Origin of the sequence: Dietzia sp. 111N12-1, from assembly GCF_001658045.1 — a bacterium.
GTDB classification, from domain to species: Bacteria; Actinomycetota; Actinomycetes; order Mycobacteriales; family Mycobacteriaceae; genus Dietzia; species Dietzia kunjamensis.
Window position 1 is genome coordinate 1 of record NZ_LSSV01000046.1, and the last position, 18,879, is coordinate 18,879.

Sequence of the window (18,879 nt, forward strand, 5' to 3'; positions counted from 1 at the left end):
CCACGACGAGGCCGTCGAGCAGGATCCGCCACAGCGGGTGGTGGTGATCGTTGCTCTGCCCGTCGCGGTCCTTGCGTCCCTTGATCATGGCGCCGGCGGTGGCGATCATCATGATCGCGAAGGCGACCATGAGGACGGTGCCGGGGATGTAGCCGCCGGCCAGTCCGCCGAGGAACGCGCCCACCATGCCGGCGGCGCCGAAGATCAGTCCCGTACGCCACTGGACGTTGCCCTTGCGGGCGTGGCCGAAGAGGCTGACCAGTGAGGTGGCGCCCACGACGAACAGGGAGGTCGCGATCGCCTCCTTGGGGTCGAGCCCACCGATGTAGGTGAGCAGTGGGACGACCAGGATGGATCCGCCCCCGCCGAGCAGGCCCAGGGACAGTCCGACCAGGACGGCCAGGGCCACGACGATGATCGTGGTGATCTCCATGTCAGGTGCCTTTCTCCGGCGGGGGCGCCGGGGTGGGATCGGTCAGGAGCGGGCGGGCAGCGAGTCCAGGACGGCGCCGAGGCCCGGCTCGTCGGCCAAACGGTTCCACGGCATCTTCGACAGGCCCGCGGCCATGGCGCAGGAGTTGCTCGCCGCGGAGTAGGTCAGCCCGGCTCCGATGGCGCTGGCGAGGTAGGCGAACTTGGGGGAGACGACCTTGGAGGCGGTGACGCCGGCCAGGACGAGCGAGCCGGCGACCATCCGGACCTGCCGGTCCATCGCCCAGGCGCCCTTGCCGCGGACGACCTCGCCGCCGGCGGCCTCGTAGCCGGCGATGCCGCCGTCGAGCACGGTCACCGAGTCGGGGTCGACGCCCACGGACTCGAGCCGCTCGTTCGCCTGGCGGGCTCGGTTTCCGGACTGGCAGATGAGGACGACCTGGCCGGGCAGGCGGGTGGCGAACTCCTCACCGTGCTCGGCGAGCAGGGGCAGCGGCACGTTGTAGGAGCCGCGGATGTGCACCGAGGAGAACTCGGCCCCGGAGCGCACGTCGATGACGGTGGGCGGGGTGTCAGAGTCCATCGCCTCTCGCAGATCGGCGGGAGCGATGGTCGGGGCGTTCGTCAGCGTGGAGAGCATGGGTGAAGCGATGTCCTTTGACTGTTCGGGGTGTGTGGGGGTGTCGGGGTGGTGGCGCCGGGCGCCACCGGACCCGGGGGCCGGACGGGTGTCCGGCCCCCGGGTGTGGGCGCGACCAGTCAGACGGTCGCGAGGTTGCGCTCGGACCAGGCGGCGTAGCTGCCCTCGAGCTCGACCACGCGGTAACCGGCGCGACGCAGGGCGCTGGCCGCGACCGAGTTGCGGACGCCGCTCTGGCAGTAGGTCACGATCGGTCCGTCGGTCGGGAGCCGGTCGAGGTTCCACAGCGCCCGGCCGCCGCTGAGCTGCTCGGAGCCCGGGATGTGGCCGTCGGAGTGCTCGGTCTTGTTGCGCACGTCCAGCACCATCGCGGAGTCGAACGAGGCGAGCTCGTCCGGCCCGATCATCTCGGGGGTCGTCATCGGCAGACCCTCGAAGCTGGTCGTGTAGCCGGTGACCGTGTCGATTCCGACGCGCAGCAGGTGATCGCGCAGCGCCTCGGCCATCTCGACGTCCTCGGCCAGGACCACCAGGGGCGTGTCCTCCTTCTCGGGGTCGTAGACCCAGGCGCCGAAGGACGCGGCCTTGTCGACGCCGGGGATGTTGAGCGCCCCGGGGACGGTGCCGGCGTGGACCTCGTCCTGGCCACGGGTGTCGACGACGACGACCTCGTTCGCTTCGAGGGCGTCGGCCAGCTCGAGGGTGCCGAACTCGCGGAGCGGGGCCAGTGCGCCCAGCACCGCCGGGCCCTCCTTGTTCTGCCACTTCATGCGGCCGAAGTAGGCGTGCGCGTCCGGCTGTCCGTCGAGCATCTCGTCGATGAAGCCCTGCTCGTCGTCACGCTCGACGTACCCGGCCCACCATGCGAAGCGGCGCTCGTAGCCGACGCTGGTCGACGGCAGCGCGCCGAGGGCCTTGCCACAGGCGCTGCCCGAACCGTGGCCGGGGAAGACCTGGACGTGGTCCGGCAGGGTGACGAAGGAGTCCTTCAGGCTGCGGAAGATCTGCTTGGCGCCCTCGAAGCGGGTGTCGACCCCACCCGCGGCCTCGTCGAGCAGATCCGGTCGGCCGAGGTCTCCGGAGAAGACGAAGTCGCCGGTCAGCATGTATCCGGGGCTGTCCGCGAAGGCGCCGTCGGTGATGAGGAACGACAGGTGCTCCGGGGTGTGGCCCGGGGTGTGCACGACCTCGACGGTGATGTTGCCCAGCTTGAGCTGGTCACCGTGGTGCAGGCGCTCCGCTTCGAACCCGTACTGCCAGTCGTCGCCGCCCTCGCCGGAGACGTAGGCGGTCGCGCCGGTGGCCTGCGCGAGCTCACGGGTGCCGGACAGGTAGTCGGCGTGGATGTGGGTCTCGGTGACGGCGGTGATCGTCATGCCGTGCCGGGCCGCGAGGTCCAGGTACTGGCGGATGTCGCGGCGGGCGTCCACCACCATCGCCTCGTTCTTGGCCTGGCAGCCGATGAAGTAACCGGCCTGGGCGAGGTCTTCGTCGTAGATGCGCTCGAGAAGCATGCTGCTCTCCTTGTCGATCGGGTTCCCGGTGTCGGGGTGTTCCACGACGATACATACCCCATGGGGTATACGCAAGACACCCTGGGGGTATGTCCTTGCGGCTGTTCTGCCGCCGCGCGTGGCGTCCGAGGGTGGCCTGCGCCACAAAAGATTGCACGGGCTGTGGAATCGTGCAGATGCCGTGCAAAGCTGTGAGGGTTCGCGAAATGCACCTACGCACCAGGAGCCAGCGCATGGCGTCATTCCTCTACCGCATCGGGCGGTCCGCCTACCTGTTCAGATGGCGGTTCATCGCAGCCTGGATGCTGTTGATCGTCGGTGTCGGCACGGCCGCCGCCACGCTGACGCAGCAGACCAGCACCACCTTCTCGATCCCGGGACTGGAGTCCATCGAGACCCAGGAAGAGATGCAGGAGAGGTTCGCCGGCGCGGGCAGCCAGCTCGACGCCCCGACGGGGACCGTCGTCATCGGGGCGCCCGAGGGCAGCACCCTCACCGACCCGGCGGTGTCCGAGGACGTCGATGCCTTCCTCGCCGATCTGCAGGGCCTGGACTTTCTCGCCGGGACCGACGCGCTGGTGAGCCCGGTGATCGCGGCCGAGGGGCTGTCGGAGCAGTTGACCGCGGCCAAGGCCGAGCAGGGCATCGCCGAGGAGCAGATCGCGGCCGATATCGCCGCGTTGAGCCCGCTCAGCCCGGACGAGAGCACCGGCACGGTCGAGGTGCGGTTCGACGCCGAGAGCACGATGGACGTGCAGGCCGAGGACCGCGAGGCCTTCGCCGAGGTCGTCGCCGAGCACGAGGGCGACCTGACGATCGCGTACTCCGGCAACGCCTTCCAGATGTCCGAGATCAGCGCCGTCGGCGAGATCATCGGCATCGCGGTCGCCGCCGTGATCCTCCTGGTCACCTTCGGTTCGCTCATCGCCGCCGGCATGCCGCTGCTCACGGGCGTCATCGGCGTCGGGATCGGCATCGGCGGCATCTTCGCCGCCACCGCCTTCACCGACACGATCAACACCATGACGCCGACCCTGGCGTCCATGATCGGCCTGGCCGTGGGTATCGACTACGCGCTGTTCATCGTGTCGCGCTTCCGCACCGAGCTGGTCAAACACATCGGCGGCAACGATCTCGAGCCCGTCGAACTCGCGGAGAAACTCAAGGCGATCGACGCCCACAAGCGTGCACACCTCGCCGGGCTCGCGGTCGGCAAGGCCGGATCCGCGGTCGTCTTCGCAGGACTGACCGTGCTCATCGCCCTCGCGGCGCTGTCGATCATCAACATCCCGTTCCTCACCGCGATGGCGCTGTCCGCCGCCGCGACGGTGGCGATCGCCGTGCTGGTCGCGATCACGCTGCTGCCGGCCATCCTCGGCGCGGTCGGCACCAAGCTCTTCGCCGCCCGCATCAAGGGCGTCAAGGCGCCCGACCCGGAGGACGAGAAGCCGACGATGGGCCTGGCGTGGGTCCGCCGGATCCGTGCCCGTCCCGTGCTCTTCGCGGGCGCCGGTGTCCTGCTGCTCCTCCTGCTGGCCATCCCGGCCGCGCAGCTGCGGCTGGCCATGCCGTCCGACGGCACGATGGCCCCGGACACCCCGAACCGTATGGCGTACGACATGACGGAGGAAGCGTTCGGCCCGGGCCGCAACGCCCCGATGATCGCGCTCGTCGACACCCTGCAGGTGCCGGAGGAGGAGCGTCCGGCGGCGTGGGCCGCCGCGGTGGATCAGATCCAGGCGTTCGACGGGGTGGAGAACGCGCAGATCATCGAAACCAACGAGGCCGGTGACGCCGCCCAGGTGCTCATCACCCCCGAGTACGGTGCCACCGACGAGCGCGCCGCGAGCGTCCTCGAGGAGATCCGGTCCGGAGCCGAGGGCTTCGAGCAGGAGACCGGGGGGACCTACTCCGTCACCGGCGTCACCCCGATCTACGAGGACATCTCCGATCGTCTGACCGAGGTGCTGCTGCCGTATGTCGGCATCGTCCTCGCGCTCGCGTTCGTCCTGCTCGTGTTGGTGTTCCGGTCGATCTGGGTGCCGCTGATCGCCGCCCTGGGCTTCGGCCTGTCGGTGGCGGCGACCTTCGGCATCACGGTCGCGATCTGGCAGGAGGGCTGGCTGGGCATCATCTCCGATCCGCAGCCGGTCATCAGCTTCCTGCCCATCATGCTCATCGGCATCGTGTTCGGGCTCGCCATGGACTACCAGGTCTTCCTGGTCTCGCGCATGCGTGAGGGTTGGGTCCACGGCAAGACCGCCCACAACGCGGTGGCCAACGGCTTCAAGCACGGCGCCCGCGTGGTCACCGCGGCGGCCCTGATCATGATCAGCGTCTTCGCCGCGTTCATGCTGATCGACGAGCAGTTCATCAAGGTGATGGGCTTCGCCCTGGCGGTCGCCGTGCTGTTCGACGCCTTCGTCGTCCGCATGACGATCATCCCCGCGGTGATGTTCCTCCTCGGCGAGCGCGCCTGGGGCCTGCCGCGGTGGTTGGACAAGATCCTCCCCACCGTCGACGTGGAGGGCTCCGCCCTGGAGACCGGGCAGCAGGAGAGCTCCGCTGTGGCATCCGCCGACGGTGGTGAGAAGGCCCGCGTCGATGCCTAGCCTGCGTGAGCGCAAGAAGGCCGACACCCGCACCCGCCTCTCGGCGGCCGCAGTGGAACTGCTGGTCGCCGAGGGGGCGGAGCGGGCGACGGTCTCGGCCATCGCCGGGAGGGCGGGTGTCTCGACCCGGACGTTCCACAACTACTTCGCCCACCGCGAGGACGCGTTCGTGCACTTCCTGCGCGAACAGATCGCCGAATGGGTGCGGCAGGTGGAGCAGGCGCCGGCAGACCTGTCGCCACTGGATGTCCTGCGCTCGACCTTCCACGAGCTCTACGGGCGCTCGGCGGACGACATCGACGCCGCCGAGAACCTGCTGGTGGCCGGGGAGCAGATCGGCCTCATGCTGGGCCCGGACGCCTGGACCAGCATCGCCGAGAACATCCTGGATCCGCTCTACGAGGCGGTCGGCCGCCGCGCACCGCAGCTCAACTGGTTCCGGGTCCGCGTCATGGTCGACCTGAGCCTCGCCGCCGGGGCGTCGGTGCTCAGGCACCGACCGGGTGGGGCCGGGCCCGCCGACTCCGCCGAGTCCTACCTGGACGACGCGTTCGATCTCCTCCAACACGGCGCCGCGAGGTTCCTCGAGCGCGACTGAGCAGCACGACCGAACAGCGCGACTGGGTCAGTACAGCCGGGGAGCCTCCCCGCAGCGGACGAGTTCGCCGTCGACACCGGCCCGCGCGCCGTGCTCCCGCAGGCGCGCGGCCAGCTCGTCGGGCGGCGGGTTGTGGTGGCCCAGGTGCACGGCCACCACGTCGGTCCGCTCGTCGACCGCCCCGATGTCCCGGAGTCTCCGGAGCATCGCCCCGAACCGGTCCAGGCCCAGGTGGGCGGGGGAGATCTCCTCGCGGTCGCCCAGCGTCTCCTCGAGGAAGACCGCGTCGTAGCGGGCGCCGCGCACCGCGGTGAACCACTCGTCGTCCCACGGCCCGGTGTCGCTCGCCCACAGCAGGCGGGCGCCGCCGGGCCCGGTCACGTCGTAGAGCACCGCGTCGCCGTCGCGGAACACGCGGTGCCGGGCGGGCAACACGCGTACGTCGTAGGCGCCCACCCTGAGCCGGTCGCCGGCGGTGACGGGGACGAAGCGCACCGGGTCGTCGGGGCCCACCCAGGGCCGACACGCATCGAGCGCGTCCGGGGGGCCGACCACCTCCAGCTCGCCGGCGTCGGGGACCCACGAGCGGAAGAGCAGGACCTGGGGTCCGAGATGGTCGGCGTGGGCATGCGTGACGAGCAGATGTCCCACCGCCGCCAGAGACCGTCCGAGCCGCACGGCCGAGCCGGGCGCCTCCGGTCCGCAGTCGATCAGCAGCTCGTCGTCGACAAGCGCGGAGGTCTGGCCGCGCACCACGCCGAGCCGGCGTGCCTCGTCGCATGACGGGCACCGACAGAACGGGTTGGGCCAGCCGTCCGCGGCGCCGGTCCCCAGCAGGACGACCTCCATCAGACGCCCGCCCCCGGCGCCGCGCCGGGCGCCGACCCGGGCGCGGGATCCGGGCCCGCCTCGCGCAGCGGCAACACGGCGCGGCCGTCGCGGCGGTCGAGGACCTCCACGCGCGCGTCGTAGACCTGCGCCACCCGCTCGACGGTGAGGACCTCCTCGGGCCGGCCGTCGGCCACCACACGGCCCCGGTCGAGCAACACCAGCCGCTGCCCGTAGTGGGCGGCGGAGGTGAGGTCGTGCATCGCCGCCACGACGGTCAGGCCGGTCTCGCGGCGCATGGAGTCCACTAGGTCGAGCACCTGCTGCTGGTGGCCGATGTCCAGCGCGCTGGTGGGCTCGTCGAGCAGCAGGACCCGCGGTTCCTGGGCCAGCGAGCGGCCCAACACCACCCGCTGCAGCTCACCGCCGGACAGCGTCGTGGCGGTGCGCGAGGCCAGGTCGTGCAGGTCCAGGCGGTTGATGACGCGGTCGACGACCTCGTGGTCGTCGGCGCTCTCGGTGCCGAACCGGCCGATGTGCGGGGTGCGGCCGAGCCCGATGAGTTCGCGCGCCGTGACCCCCTCGGGGACGACCGGGCGCTGCGGCATCATCGCCACGGTCCGTGCCACCCTGCGGCGACCCGCGCGGCGCGGGGTCAGCCCGTCGACCTCGATGTGACCGGCGGCGGGGATGAGCCCGGCGAGCGCGAACAGCAGGGTCGTCTTGCCGGAGCCGTTGGGGCCCACCAGGGACACCCACGAGCCGGCGTCCACGGCGAGGTCGACGCCGTGGAGGATGGCCGTGCGGTCCCGGGTGACGCGCAGGTCGCGGCAGGCCAGGGCGACCGGCGCGGGTGACGCGGCCGCCGCGGGTGACGCGGGTGGCGTGGTGGTCATATGTGCCCCCGGCTGCGACGCAGGACGATGAGGAAGAACGGGGCGCCGATGGCGGCGGTGACCACGCCGATGGGCAGCTCGGCCGGGCTCATCGCGGTGCGGGCGACGACGTCGGCCAGGATGAGGAACGCCGCGCCTACCAGCAGCGACACCGGCAGCAGCAGCCGGTGCCCCGGCCCGATGAGCATCCGCACGGCGTGCGGGATGACGATGCCCACGAACCCGATCAGGCCCGACACGGACACCACCGCCGCCGTGCCGAGGGTGGCCACGCTGATGAGGACCAGGCGCACCCGCGCCGGGGCGATCCCGAGCGTCGCGGCCTCGGCGTCCCCGACCGCCATCACGTCGAGGGTGCGCCGGAACAGGGCGATCACGGCCACCGCCACGAGCACGTACGGCAGCACGGTCTGCACGTCGGTCCAGCCGCTGGTCGTGAGGCGGCCGAGCATCCACGAGTACACCTGCCGCAGGGTCTCGTCGTGGCGCTGCATGAAGAACGTCTGGATGGCGCTGGCGAACGCCGCCACGGCGACGCCGGCGAGGATGATGACCACCTCGCTGCGTCCGCCGCCGACACTGCGGCCCAGCGTGTAGGTGGCCAGCACCGCGATCATGCCGCCGGCGAACGCGGCGGGCGGCACCATCGCCGAGCCCATCGCGCCGCCCACGACGATCGCCAGGGTGGCGCCCAGCCCCGCCCCGCTGGACACCCCCAGCAGGTACGGGTCGGCGAGCGGGTTGCGGAACACGCCCTGGTAGGTGGCCCCGGCGATCGCCAGCATCGCGCCGACGATCGCGCCCAGCACCACGCGCGGGATGCGGATCTCCCACAGGATGACCCGCTGACGCTCGGTGAACCCGGAGTCGATGTCGACCAGCGGCAACCGGCCCACCAGCTCGAGCACCACGCCGCCCGGGGTGAGGCCGGCCGGGCCGATGAGGGTGCCGATCAGGACCGCCGCGGCCAGCAACAGCGTCGCCCCGCCCAGCACGAGGGCGTGGCGGGGCGACGGGCGGGTCACGAGGCGGGCTGGTTCGCGGGGCTCCCCGCGGTCTCCGGCGCGGCATCGGGCACCGAGGTGACGATCGCGGCGACCTCGCGCATGAAGTCGACCATGCGCGGGCCCCACCGGCTGGACAGGTCCTCGTCGACCACGTGGACGCGGCCGTCGCGCACGGCGGTGAGTCCGTCCCAGCCCGGTCGCTCGGCCACGACCTCGGGCGTGATGCCGCAGCACTGGCCGTCGGCGAGGAACACCAGGTCCGGGTCGGCCTCGAGGATGAGTTCCTCGGACAGCTGCGGGTAGGGGTTGTCGCCCGTGGCGATCGAGGTCAGGCCGAGCAGGGAGTAGATCTCGCCGACGTAGGTGTCGTCGGTGACGGTGTAGTAGGTGTCGTCGAGTTCGTGGAAGTACGTCAGCGGCGTCTCGCGCTCCGGCACGGAGGCGATGATCTCGTCGATCTCGCTCTGCATCCGCGACACGAGTTCGGCGGCCTCGCCGATGTGCCCGGTGGCCGCCCCGACCTGCTCGAGCTGGGTGTAGGTGTCGTCGAGGGTCTGCGCGGCGGGCAGCTGCAGCACCTCGACGCCGGAGCGTTCGAGGCCGGCCACGATGTCCCCGGTGTCGTCGGTGAGCACGACGAGGTCCGGCGCGTATCCCAGGATCGCCTCGAGGTTGGGCGTGTACCCGGACAGGTCGGTGACCGGGGCGTCGGAGGGGAAGTCGGACCGCTCGTCGACCGCCACGACGCTGTCCCCGGCGCCGACGGCGTAGAGCATCTCGGTGGTGGTGGGGGCCAGCGACACGATCGCCTGCGGTTCCTCCGCCGCGGCGGAGGTCTGGTCGGCCGGGGCCGGCTCGTCGCCGCCGGTGCCGCTGCCGCTGCACGCGGAGGCGACCAGCGCCAGGGCGGCCAGGGGGGCGAGCAGCAGCGAGCGGGCTCGTGGATGGTGCATGGCATCCTCCGTGATTCGGAGGAAGAAAACAGCTCGGGCCGCGGCCTGGGCCGCTGCACGCGACCGTCCTTCGTCCGAGGTCAGTACGTACGGCTACCGCGGCACCGGCCGACCTGGCTCGCCCGTCCGGGGACGGGATCACAGTTGCGGGACAGCGTCGGATTCGCACCGACTTCCGCCGAGTTGCCGCGGGGGGTCCGACGCTGGTGGCCGGACCCGTCGAGGGTATCCCACCCGTCGCCGCGTCCGCCCATCCTGCGCCTCCGCTGCCGCCCCTGTCCGAGCCGCCCCGCGCCTGGCCGGGGCGGGGCGAGGGCACGCGGAGCTGGTGACGACGGTCGGGGAGGATGGATCGCGATACCTGTCGGCAGTGGGAGAGGACCGTGGAGATGACGACGACGACGAGTTCTGCAGGCGAGGGGCCTTCGGCCGCGGATCTGCGCGAGCAGGGTTTCGCGACCAGGCGCGAGGTGATGAGCGACGACTTCGTCGACCGGGCCATGGACCGGGCTGTCGGGACGGAGTCGGAGGCGATCCAGCACGTGGTCGCAGAGAACGTGTGGGGCAACATCTGGAACCGGCCCGGGTTGGACCGACGGGATCGCAGCCTGCTTAATATCGGGATGCTCGTGGCACTGCGCGCGGACGCCGAGCCGGCGGGGCATGTACGCGGCGGGTTGACCAACGGGTTGACCCGCGAGGAGACCACCGAGGCGGTCATCCACGCCTCGGAGTACTGCGGCGCGCCGGCGGCCCTCGCGGCGACGAGGACCGTCCAGACCGTCTTCGACGACCTCGACGGGTGATCGCCCACACGGCCCAAGGACGTCATGGACGTCAGGTAGTCTCGACACGAGAGTGACAGACGCCACCCCTCGATCAAGGAGCCCCTCATGAAGAGCACGATGATGCCGGAGCAGTTGAACATCAGCACGATCCTGCAGTTCGGTGCGACCGTCCACTCCGATGCGGTCGTCACCACCTGGACCGATCAGGGACCACGGAAGATCACCTACGGCGATCTGGGCAAGCACGCCGCGCAGCTGGCCAACGCGCTGCGTTCCCTGGGGGTCGACGGTGACCAGCGGGTCGCCACATTCCAGTGGAACAACTCCGAGCACTTGGAGGCCTACCTCGCGATCCCGTCCATGGGCGCCGTGCTGCATCCGCTGAACATCCGGCTGTTCCCGGACCAGCTCGAGTTCGTGGCCAACCACGCAGAGGACAAGGTCGTGATCGTCGACCCGAGCCTCGTCCCGCTCCTGCAGCCGCTCCTGCCCCGGTTCTCGACGGTCGAGCACGTCATCGTCACCGGTGGGGGCGCCGCGAACCTCGAGGCTCCCGAGGGCATCCAGGTGCACGACTACGACGCGCTCCTCGCCGCCCAGCCCATCGAGTTCGATTGGCCGGAGGTCGACGAGAACTCCGGCGCCGCGATGGCCTACACCTCGGGCACCACCGGCGACCCGAAGGGCGTCGTCTACTCGCACCGGTCGATCTACCTCCACTCGATGCAGGTGTGCATGTCCGACGGCATGGACATCTCGCTTGACGACAACGTGCTGGCGATCGTGCCGATGTTCCACGCCATGTCGTGGGGCCTGCCGTACGCCGCGTTCATGGTGGGCGCCTCGCTGCTCTTGCCGGAGCGTTTCCTACAGCCCGAGCCGCTGGCCGCGATGATCGCCTCCGAGCGTCCGACGCTGGCCGCCGCCGTCCCCACGATCTGGCAGGCAGTGGACGCGTACAGCGTGGACCACCCCATCGACATGTCGAGCTTCCGTGCGGTCGTCGTGGGCGGCAGCTCGTGCCCGCCGGAGCTGATCCGCAAGTTCCGGGACAAATACGGGATCAACATCGTCCACGCGTGGGGCATGACCGAGACCTCGCCCATCGGCACCCTGTCCCGCCCGAAGGCCTCCCTGCCGGAGGAGAAGCAGTTCGAGCTCCGCATGACGCAGGGCCGACTCATCGCCGGCGTGAAGGCCCGTATCGTCGACGATTCCGGCCAGGCCCTGCCATGGGACGGCGAGTCCGTCGGCGAGCTGGAGGTCCGCGGCCCGTGGATCACCGGCAGTTACTACAAGGTGGACGCCTCGGACTCCTTCGACGACGGCTGGCTGCGCACCGGCGACGTGGGGTATATCAAGCCCGAGGCGTTCCTGCAGCTCACCGACCGCGCGAAGGACATCATCAAGTCCGGTGGCGAGTGGATCTCGTCCGTCGAGGTGGAGAACTACCTCCTCGAGCACCCGTCCGTGGCGGAGGCCGCCGTGATCGGTGTCCCCGACCCCAAGTGGGACGAGCGGCCGCTGGCCACCATCGTCGTCAAGGACGGTGTGCCCGACCCGAGCGTCGAGGAGCTGCGCGATCACCTGGCCGAACGGATGGCCAAGTGGCAGGTGCCCGAGAAGTTCGCGTTCGTCCACGAGATCCCCAAGACCTCCGTCGGCAAGCTCGACAAGAAGCGCATCCGCGTCTCGCATTCCGACGGCGAACTCACCGTGGTGAACGCCCTGGAGAACTAGGCAGGCGGAAGGTCGAACGCGGGAACGCGTCGTCGGCCAGCGGAGGGCCCGGGATTGCGGTATGACCGCCCCCGGGCCCTGCTTCTGCGCTACTGGCTGCTCGGTGCCAACCGTCCCGCCGGCCGCCACGCCGGCCGCCACGCTGGCCGCCGCCACGCTGGCCGCCGCCACGCTGGCCGTCCCGCCGGCCGACACGCTGGCCGTCCCGCCCCCCCCCGCCGCCGCGGCATCATCGCCGAGCAGAGGATTTCGCTCAGACCCACTCGGGCGATACAGGCGAAATCCTCTGGACGGCGGAGGCGGGGCGGGCGGCGGGTCAGTTCGCGGCGACGCGTGCCAGCGGCCGGAGCGAGACGTGCAGTCCGTCCGCGGGGTAGGGCAGCGAGTCGTTCTTCATGGGCGGCACGTAGGCCAGCGGGACCGACCACTCGAAGTGGCGTAGCAGCGCGCTGAGCACCAGCTTGGACTCGAGGTTGGCGAAGATTATGCCGAGGCACTTGTGCACCCCGCCGCCGAACGGCTCCCACGCGAAGCGGTGCGACTTGTCCTCCCGCCGCTCGTCGGAGAAGCGTTCGGGGTCGAAGATCTCCGGGTCCGTCCAGTACTCGGGCATGTGGTGCGAGTACAGCGGCATGATCGAGGTGAGTCGTCCGGCCGGGATCTCCACGCCCAGGATCTCGGTGTCCTTGACCGCCTTGCGCGCCATCACCGGCACCGGCGGGTGCAGGCGTAGCGACTCCTTCATCACCAACGCCAGATCGGGCAGCTCCTCCAGCTCGGCCATGGTGGGGTTCGGACCCAGGTCCTGGCACTGGCGGCGGAGCCGCTCCTGCCACTGGACGTCGCGGCCGAGCTCGTAGACCATCGACGTCACCGTGCTCGTGGTGGTGTCGTGCGCGGCCATGAGCAGGAAGATCATCTGGTTGATGATGTCGTCGTCGTCGATCCCGCCGGAGGCGTCCGCCACCTGGCACAGGGCGGAGAACAGGTCCTCTCCCGGGTTGGCGCGCCGGGCCGGCAGGTGGCGGCGCAGGAACTCCTCGAGCAGCCGGCGCCCCCGCGCCGCTCGGCCCCACTTGGTGAACGGCACCGCGGTGGAACGGACATAGCCGTTCGCGGCCTGGACGCAGTCGACGAACGCGGTGTTGACCTTGTCGAGCTCCCCGGGTGCGGCGTACTCCGCGCCCCCCATGAACACCTCGGTCGCCAGGTCGAGGGTGTGCGTCTTGAGCGCGGGATAGATCTGGAACGCCCGGTCCGGGGCCCAGGCGCCGATGCCCTCGTCGACCAGCGGGGCGAGTCTGCGGGTGTAGCCCTCGAGCCGGGGACGGGTGAACGCCTCCTGCATGATGTGGCGGTAGTGGTGGTGCTCCTCGAAGTCGAGCAGCATCAGCCCGCGGTTGAAGAACGGACCCACCAGGTATCCCCAGCCGGGGCCGCTGGCGAACGCCTTGTCCGCGTTCTGCAACGCGGCCTGGCAGGCGTCGGGGCCGATCAGGGCGGTCCACGTGGCGCCGAGGAAGCTGAGGTCGGAGACGGGTCCGTGATCGCGATAGCGGCGGGCCATGGTCGCCAGCGGGCTGTGGACGTATTCGAGCGTGCCGCCGAGGATCGGCAGCTTGGAGCGCAGTGGGGCCGGGCCGGGTCGGTAGACCCTCTCCCGCGGATCACCAGGGATGGACATCAGGCACCTCGTTGTCGGGTGACCCCAGTGTGTGACAGCCGTCACTAGTTGTCACGCGATTACCGAAACCGGCGGTGTCGTTTCTTTCACCCGGCCCGGCCCGGCCAGCCGGCAGTCCCGCTGGCCGTGCCTCCGCCAGCCGGCCGCCCCGCCTGACTCAGGCTCGGGCGACCAGTGTGTCGATGTCCACGCCGTCGGGCAGGGCGCCGTACTCGGCCGAGCGGTCGTCGCCGAGCCGGGCCAGGCAGAACGCCTCCGCGACCGGGGCCGGAGCGTGGGCCAGCAGGACCGCGCCCTGCTGGGCCAGCGCCATCGCTTCCACCAGGCGGCGGGCGATCCCGGGGGCAGCGCCCGGGTCGGCGGCCGAGCGGCCGATCAGCGCGCGCACCCGCTCGACGTGCCGGTCGTACAGCTCGTGACCGCCCAGCTGCGCGGCCAGTTCGACGTCGAACGCGGCCACGGACTCGGGTTCGCGGGCCATCGCGCGCAGCACGTCGAGCGCGATGACGTTGCCCGAGCCCTCCCACACCGCGAGGACCGGCTGCTCCCGGTAGCGGCGGGCGAGCGGGAACGACTCGGTGTACCCGTTGCCGCCGAGGCACTCCAGCGATTCGTAGGCGTGGTTCGGCCCGCGCTTGCAGATCCAGTACTTGGCGACCGCGGTGGCGAGCCGGCGGTAGGGGGCGAACTCCTCGTCGTCGTAGGCCGAGGCCAGGCGCAGCGCGGTCCACGTCGCGGCCTCCGCCTCGAGCTGCAGGTCCGCCAGGACCGCGGCCATCGCGGGCTGGTCCACCAGCGTCGCGCCGAACGCGGCCCGGTGCCGGGCGTGCCACGCCGCCTCGGCCACGCCCTGGCGCATGCCCGCCGCCGCCCCGAGGACGCAGTCCAGGCGGGTCCGGCCGACCATCTCGATGATCGTGCGCACCCCGCGGCCGGGTTCGCCGACCATCCAGCCGAGCGTGCCGTCGAACTCCACCTCCGAGGACGCGTTGGACTTGTTCCCCAGCTTGTCCTTGAGGCGCTGCACGAGGAACGGGTTCTGCTCGCCGCCGGGCAGGACCCGCGGGACGAGGAAGCAGCTCAGGCCGGCCGGCGCCTGCGCCAGGACGAGGAACGCGTCCGACTGCGGGGCCGAGCAGAACCACTTGTGCCCGCGCAGGACGTGGCAGTCACCGTCACCGACGGGCTCGGCGGTGGTGGTGTTGGCGCGGACGTCCGAGCCGCCTTGCTTCTCGGTCATGGCCATCCCGAACAGCACGCCCGACTTGGTGGCGGGGTCGCGCAGCTCGGGGTCGTACACCGTCGACAGCAGCGCCGGCTCCCACTCGGCGGCCAGCTCGGGGCTCAACCGCAGCGACGGGACCACCGCGTGCGTCATCGACAGCGGGCATCCGTGGCCGGCCTCGATCTGCGACACCAGCATGAACCCCACGGCCCGCTCGACGTTCGCTCCCGGCCCCGGGTCGGCCCACGCCGAGGTGTGCAGGCCGCGGGACACCGAGTACTCCATGATCCGGTGGTAGGCGGGGTGGAACTCGATCTCGTCGACCCGGTTGCCCCACCGGTCGTGGGCGCGGTGCACCGGCGTGAGGGTGTTGGCCAGTTCCGCGTCGTGTTGGTACTGCTCGGTGCCCACGTGGCGGCCGATCTCGTGGAACCTCTCGACGCGGGCGTGCGGCGAGAACACCGCGACGGCCTCCTGCAGTGCCGGGTTGAGGGCGTACTCGTCCACGTCCACGCGGGGCGGCGCCTGGTTGAGGACCTCGTGGGTACTGCGGTGTCGGGTCGAGGACATGGGTGCTCCCCCTCTAGTTCTTGAGATGCTCAGTTCTTGAGATACTCAGTTCTTGAAATACATAAGCTGCGTGCCCGTGGCCAGCAGCGTGCCGTCGCGGCTCCACAGGCGCGCGGCTTCGTCGTGGTAGTTGCCGTGGAACCGGTGCGAGTGCACGCTCCCGAGCAGGAAGTCGGTGCCCTGGGCGGCGATCTCGTCGGCGGTGGCCAGGAAGTGGATCGTCAACGTCACCGTGCCCGCCGGGACCGGCCGACCGAGCCGGAGGAACGACCTCGGGAAGAACGAATCACACAGGGACGTCAGGGCGAGATGGTCGAGTCCGCGGGGCTGGGCGTCGCGGATCCACATCGTCGTCGTCGACTCCGGTTGCTCCTCACCGGAGGCCACGTCGTCCCACCCACCGGTGACGAACCGCATGTCGTAGTTGTCGACCCACCGCACCCCGCGGTCCGCCGCCGCGGCGGTGAGTTCCTCCGGCGCGGGGACGGCCGGCGGGGCGGTCTCGGTCTCCGACCACGTCTCGCGGCGCAGGCCGGTGATCGCGGTGGCGGTGGTGACGACCTCGTCGCCCTGGCGCATCTCCACCCACCAGTGCTGGTTGGAGCGGTTGGTGCGGGCGGGGCGGGCCTCGATCTGGAACTCGCCCTCGGCGACCGGCCCGGCGTAGTTGAGGGTCAGCGCGAGCGGGTCGCCGTGCTTCTCGGGGTGCTGCAGGATCGCGCCCAGCATGGTGGCCGCGGTGATGCCGCCGAACGGCCCCACCATGTTGGCCCACGCGGCGTGGGTGCGGCCGCGGAAGCGGTTCTCGCCGATCGGCTCCAGCGCGACGGCCTCGTCGAACACGTGGGTGGGGGCGTCCTGACCGGTCACGGGACCTCCTGTGGGGCGAGGGGATGGGCGCGGGGGTGGGCGCGAAGATGGGCGCGGGCTCACCGTACCGAGGAGAGGGGCGACGACGACGAAGAACGCCCGCCACCGGGGATCGTCCGGCTTTTCTCGGGGTTGCGAGGCAGCGGCCGCGCAGGTGGGGCGGGTGAAATCAGTTGACACTCTTGACGTCGTTTATATAGTAAAGACGACCTCACAATGTGTGGCTCCGAACGTGCAGGAGACGCGCGATGACCGGACTGCCCGAGTTCGCCGCCTCGAGAACGCTGATCGCTGCCGCCGCGGCGCTCGCCGCCGTGCTCGTCGTGGCGTTCGGCGTGGTGGCTATCGTCAGACTCGGAGACCAGCGCTCGGAACCGGTGGCCACCTACGCCACGACGTCCTCCCCTGCGACCTCGCCCTCGTCGCCCCGCATGTCGCGGCTCATGCCACGCTCCTCCGCGCCGGAGATCACCGGGATGCTCGAGGTGTCGGGACCGGAGTGCGACGCCGGGGTGATCAACGCCGACCTGTTGTACCCGAACAGCGGCGCGCGGATCATCGACTGCGGATCCGGGTGGGCGGTCATGGCCAGCGCGGTGTCGGGCGACCCCTACTGGGTCGCGTATTCCGACGGCAGGTGGCGCAGGGTCGGGGACGTGTCGATCTACCTGGGGACGTGTCCGGACGAGGCGATCGCCCTGGGCGCCCCGGCGTGGATGGCGCAGAAGCACCTGGGGGACTGCTCGTCACGGGGCCGGAGCGCCCCGCCGGCGCTGGGGGCGGCGACGGTCGCGTCCACGCCCACGCCTCGCGCGACGACCGTGTCCCCGGCCACGACCTCCCCGACTCGCACGAGTACGCGGACCGGGTCGCCGTCGGAGGAGTCGACGTCATCTCCGGCGAGCACCTCGAGGACCACTGCCACCACGCCGGCGTCCTCCACGCCCACCCAGGTGCCGACATCCACCTCGCCGGGCAACGACGCGGCCGCGGACGGCGGGTAGCGACGCGAAAGGGATCCGGATCGGGCGTCGGTCGGGAGAGAATCTGGATCATGCAGCCAGTCCAGACGCCGACGTTCACCGAACTCACCGAGGGGCGGATCGCCCCGCCCATGGCCGCCCGCCCGGGCCCGGACCTCGCGGTGGCGGGGTTCACGGAGTCGGAGTGGGCGGCGTCCGGTGAGGCGGTGTCCTACTCGGTCGGCGAACTGCCCACCGACGGGCGCATCCAGCTGGCTCAGGCCGATTCGGCGCCGTTCGCCACCCGCGTGCTGGTCCGCCGCCCCGACGCCGCCCGGTTCAGCGGCGTGGTGCTGGTCGAGTGGCTCAACGTCAGCGGCGGCGAGGACGCCGCGCCGGAGTACACCTACCTCGCCGATGAGATCGTCCGCGCCGGCCACGCGTGGGTCGGGGTGTCGGCGCAGTTCATCGGCGTGGAGGGTGGCGACGCCGCCGTAGGGATGGGCGGGCAGACCGTCGGCCTGCGGGCGCAGCGGGCCGAGCGCTACGGCGAGCTCCGCCACCCGGGGGACGCGTACTCGTACGACATCGTGACCCAGGTGGGCCGGTTCTGCCGCGAGGCGCGCGACGACGGCCCGCTGGCCGGGCTGGTGCCGGAGACGGTGCTCGCGATCGGGGAGTCGCAGTCGGCGATCGCCCTGACCTCTTACATCGACGGTGTGCACCCGCTGGTCGGCGTGTTCGACGGGTTCCTGTTGCACAGCCGCGGCGGGGGCGCGCTGCCGTTCGACGACCGTGGCTGCGCGGCCGGCATCGCCACCGCCGTCCGCTCGTCCACCATGCTCCTGCGCGACGACCTCGACACCCCCGTGTTCGTCGTCCAGGCCGAGGGTGATCTGGGCGGGTTGCTCGACTCGGCCCGCTCGCGTCAGCCCGACTCGAAAGCCATCGTCACCTGGGAGATCGCGGGCCAGGCGCACGCGGACGCCTACCAGTTGGGTGAGCTGGCGGGCCTGGTCGACTGCGGGGGCGCCATCAACAGTGGCCAGCAGGTGTTCGTGGTGCGGGCCGCGCTGCGTCACCTGGTGTCGTGGGTGGCCGGCGGGGCGCGACCGCCTGCCGCGCCACCGGTCGAACTCGACGACGACGAGGTGGTCCCGGGCGATCTGGGCATCGGCCGGGGTGGCGTGCGGACCCCGGCCGTGGAGGCGCCGGTGGAGAGATTGGTCGGTGCGCCGTACCCGCAGTCCGCGCCGTTCTGCATGCTCCTCGGTCGCACGGAGGAGGTGGCCGAGGAGCGGTTGCGGCAGCGGTGGTCGGGCCGCGACGAGTACCTGCGGGCCTACGAGGAGGCCACCGACCGGCTCATCGCCGAGGGTTTCCTGCTGGCCGATGACCGCGCGGAGATCCTCGCCGACGCCCGCCCGGAGCGCATCAGCTGGTGAGCGTGGGCCGGCCGGGGGCGCATATGCTCCGATGAGGTACACCCGTGCGGGACGGCGAGCCTTGCACTGTTCTCGCTGTGACTCTCAACCTCGTTTGGCGGGATTTCGCAGCTTC

Annotated in this window: 16 protein-coding genes and 1 riboswitch; of the genes, 6 read left to right on the plus strand and 10 right to left on the minus strand. The window is 71.1% G+C overall.

Annotation, left to right across the window (positions count from 1 at the left end; all coding sequences use genetic code 11):
• The 3 genes from AYO52_RS11705 to AYO52_RS11715 form a co-directional block, all read right to left on the minus strand.
• A partial coding sequence (locus AYO52_RS11705; protein ID WP_156523593.1) for a sulfite exporter TauE/SafE family protein occupies nucleotides 1–433 on the minus strand: 433 nt, incomplete at its 3' end.
• A gap of 42 nt (nucleotides 434–475) precedes the next feature.
• Nucleotides 476–1,072, minus strand: coding sequence for a rhodanese-like domain-containing protein (locus AYO52_RS11710; protein ID WP_067717429.1), 597 nt, complete (start codon nucleotides 1,070–1,072; stop codon nucleotides 476–478).
• 119 nt (nucleotides 1,073–1,191) lie between these two features.
• The gene (locus AYO52_RS11715) at nucleotides 1,192–2,586 is read right to left on the minus strand and encodes an MBL fold metallo-hydrolase (RefSeq protein ID WP_067717460.1); all 1,395 of its coding nucleotides are present in this window, start codon (nucleotides 2,584–2,586) and stop codon (nucleotides 1,192–1,194) included.
• Nucleotides 2,587–2,819: 233 nt separating this feature from the next.
• On the opposite strand from AYO52_RS11715, the gene AYO52_RS11720 reads away from it, so the two are divergent.
• Both AYO52_RS11720 and AYO52_RS11725 read left to right on the plus strand, forming a co-directional pair.
• On the plus strand, nucleotides 2,820–5,198 hold the full coding sequence (locus tag AYO52_RS11720) for an MMPL family transporter (RefSeq protein ID WP_067717432.1): 2,379 nt from the start codon (nucleotides 2,820–2,822) through the stop codon (nucleotides 5,196–5,198).
• The gene (locus AYO52_RS11725) at nucleotides 5,191–5,796 is read left to right on the plus strand and encodes a TetR/AcrR family transcriptional regulator (protein ID WP_067717435.1); all 606 of its coding nucleotides are present in this window, start codon (nucleotides 5,191–5,193) and stop codon (nucleotides 5,794–5,796) included. The genes AYO52_RS11720 and AYO52_RS11725 overlap by 8 nt, the downstream gene beginning before the upstream one ends.
• Nucleotides 5,797–5,823: 27 nt before the next feature.
• On the opposite strand, the gene AYO52_RS11730 is transcribed toward AYO52_RS11725, so the two are convergent.
• The 4 genes from AYO52_RS11730 to AYO52_RS11745 are packed head-to-tail and all read right to left on the minus strand — an operon-like array spanning nucleotide 5,824 to nucleotide 9,480.
• Nucleotides 5,824–6,645, minus strand: coding sequence for an MBL fold metallo-hydrolase (locus tag AYO52_RS11730; RefSeq protein WP_067717439.1), 822 nt, complete (start codon nucleotides 6,643–6,645; stop codon nucleotides 5,824–5,826).
• Entirely contained in the window at nucleotides 6,645–7,520 is an 876-nt protein-coding gene (locus tag AYO52_RS11735; RefSeq protein ID WP_067717440.1) for an ABC transporter ATP-binding protein, read from the minus strand. Before AYO52_RS11735 ends, AYO52_RS11730 begins: the two co-directional genes overlap by 1 nt.
• Complete coding sequence (locus AYO52_RS11740; protein ID WP_067717441.1) at nucleotides 7,517–8,545, minus strand: iron ABC transporter permease; 1,029 nt, start codon at nucleotides 8,543–8,545, stop codon at nucleotides 7,517–7,519. Before AYO52_RS11740 ends, AYO52_RS11735 begins: the two co-directional genes overlap by 4 nt.
• On the minus strand, nucleotides 8,542–9,480 hold the full coding sequence (locus AYO52_RS11745) for an ABC transporter substrate-binding protein (protein WP_067717442.1): 939 nt from the start codon (nucleotides 9,478–9,480) through the stop codon (nucleotides 8,542–8,544). The genes AYO52_RS11740 and AYO52_RS11745 overlap by 4 nt, the downstream gene beginning before the upstream one ends.
• A 112-nt stretch (nucleotides 9,481–9,592) precedes the next feature.
• A riboswitch (cobalamin riboswitch) is annotated at nucleotides 9,593–9,653 on the minus strand.
• A 216-nt stretch (nucleotides 9,654–9,869) separates the two neighbouring features.
• Here AYO52_RS11745 and AYO52_RS11750 point away from each other — a divergent pair.
• Nucleotides 9,870–10,286 carry a carboxymuconolactone decarboxylase family protein gene (locus tag AYO52_RS11750; RefSeq protein WP_067717462.1) on the plus strand — a complete coding sequence of 139 codons (417 nt, stop codon included), beginning with the start codon at nucleotides 9,870–9,872 and terminating at the stop codon, nucleotides 10,284–10,286.
• An 87-nt stretch (nucleotides 10,287–10,373) separates the two neighbouring features.
• Nucleotides 10,374–12,008, plus strand: coding sequence for a long-chain fatty acid--CoA ligase (locus AYO52_RS11755; protein WP_067717445.1), 1,635 nt, complete (start codon nucleotides 10,374–10,376; stop codon nucleotides 12,006–12,008).
• Nucleotides 12,009–12,324: 316 nt separating this feature from the next.
• Here the strand turns inward: AYO52_RS11755 and AYO52_RS11760 are convergent, their stop codons facing one another.
• From AYO52_RS11760 to AYO52_RS11770, 3 genes are all read right to left on the minus strand, one after another.
• Nucleotides 12,325–13,692, minus strand: coding sequence for a cytochrome P450 (locus AYO52_RS11760; protein ID WP_067717448.1), 1,368 nt, complete (start codon nucleotides 13,690–13,692; stop codon nucleotides 12,325–12,327).
• Nucleotides 13,693–13,849: 157 nt separating this feature from the next.
• Complete coding sequence (locus tag AYO52_RS11765; RefSeq protein WP_067717451.1) at nucleotides 13,850–15,487, minus strand: acyl-CoA dehydrogenase family protein; 1,638 nt, start codon at nucleotides 15,485–15,487, stop codon at nucleotides 13,850–13,852.
• Between the two features lie 45 nt (nucleotides 15,488–15,532).
• Entirely contained in the window at nucleotides 15,533–16,357 is an 825-nt protein-coding gene (locus AYO52_RS11770; RefSeq protein ID WP_067717454.1) for an acyl-CoA thioesterase II, read from the minus strand.
• 248 nt (nucleotides 16,358–16,605) lie between these two features.
• Here AYO52_RS11770 and AYO52_RS11775 point away from each other — a divergent pair, with 248 nt between their 5' ends.
• Both AYO52_RS11775 and AYO52_RS11780 read left to right on the plus strand, forming a co-directional pair.
• Nucleotides 16,606–17,361: a hypothetical protein gene (locus AYO52_RS11775; protein ID WP_067717456.1), complete on the plus strand. Its 756-nt coding sequence runs from the start codon at nucleotides 16,606–16,608 to the stop codon at nucleotides 17,359–17,361.
• 50 nt (nucleotides 17,362–17,411) lie between these two features.
• Nucleotides 17,412–18,764: an alpha/beta hydrolase domain-containing protein gene (locus tag AYO52_RS11780; protein WP_067717458.1), complete on the plus strand. Its 1,353-nt coding sequence runs from the start codon at nucleotides 17,412–17,414 to the stop codon at nucleotides 18,762–18,764.
• Nucleotides 18,765–18,879 lie beyond the last annotated feature (115 nt).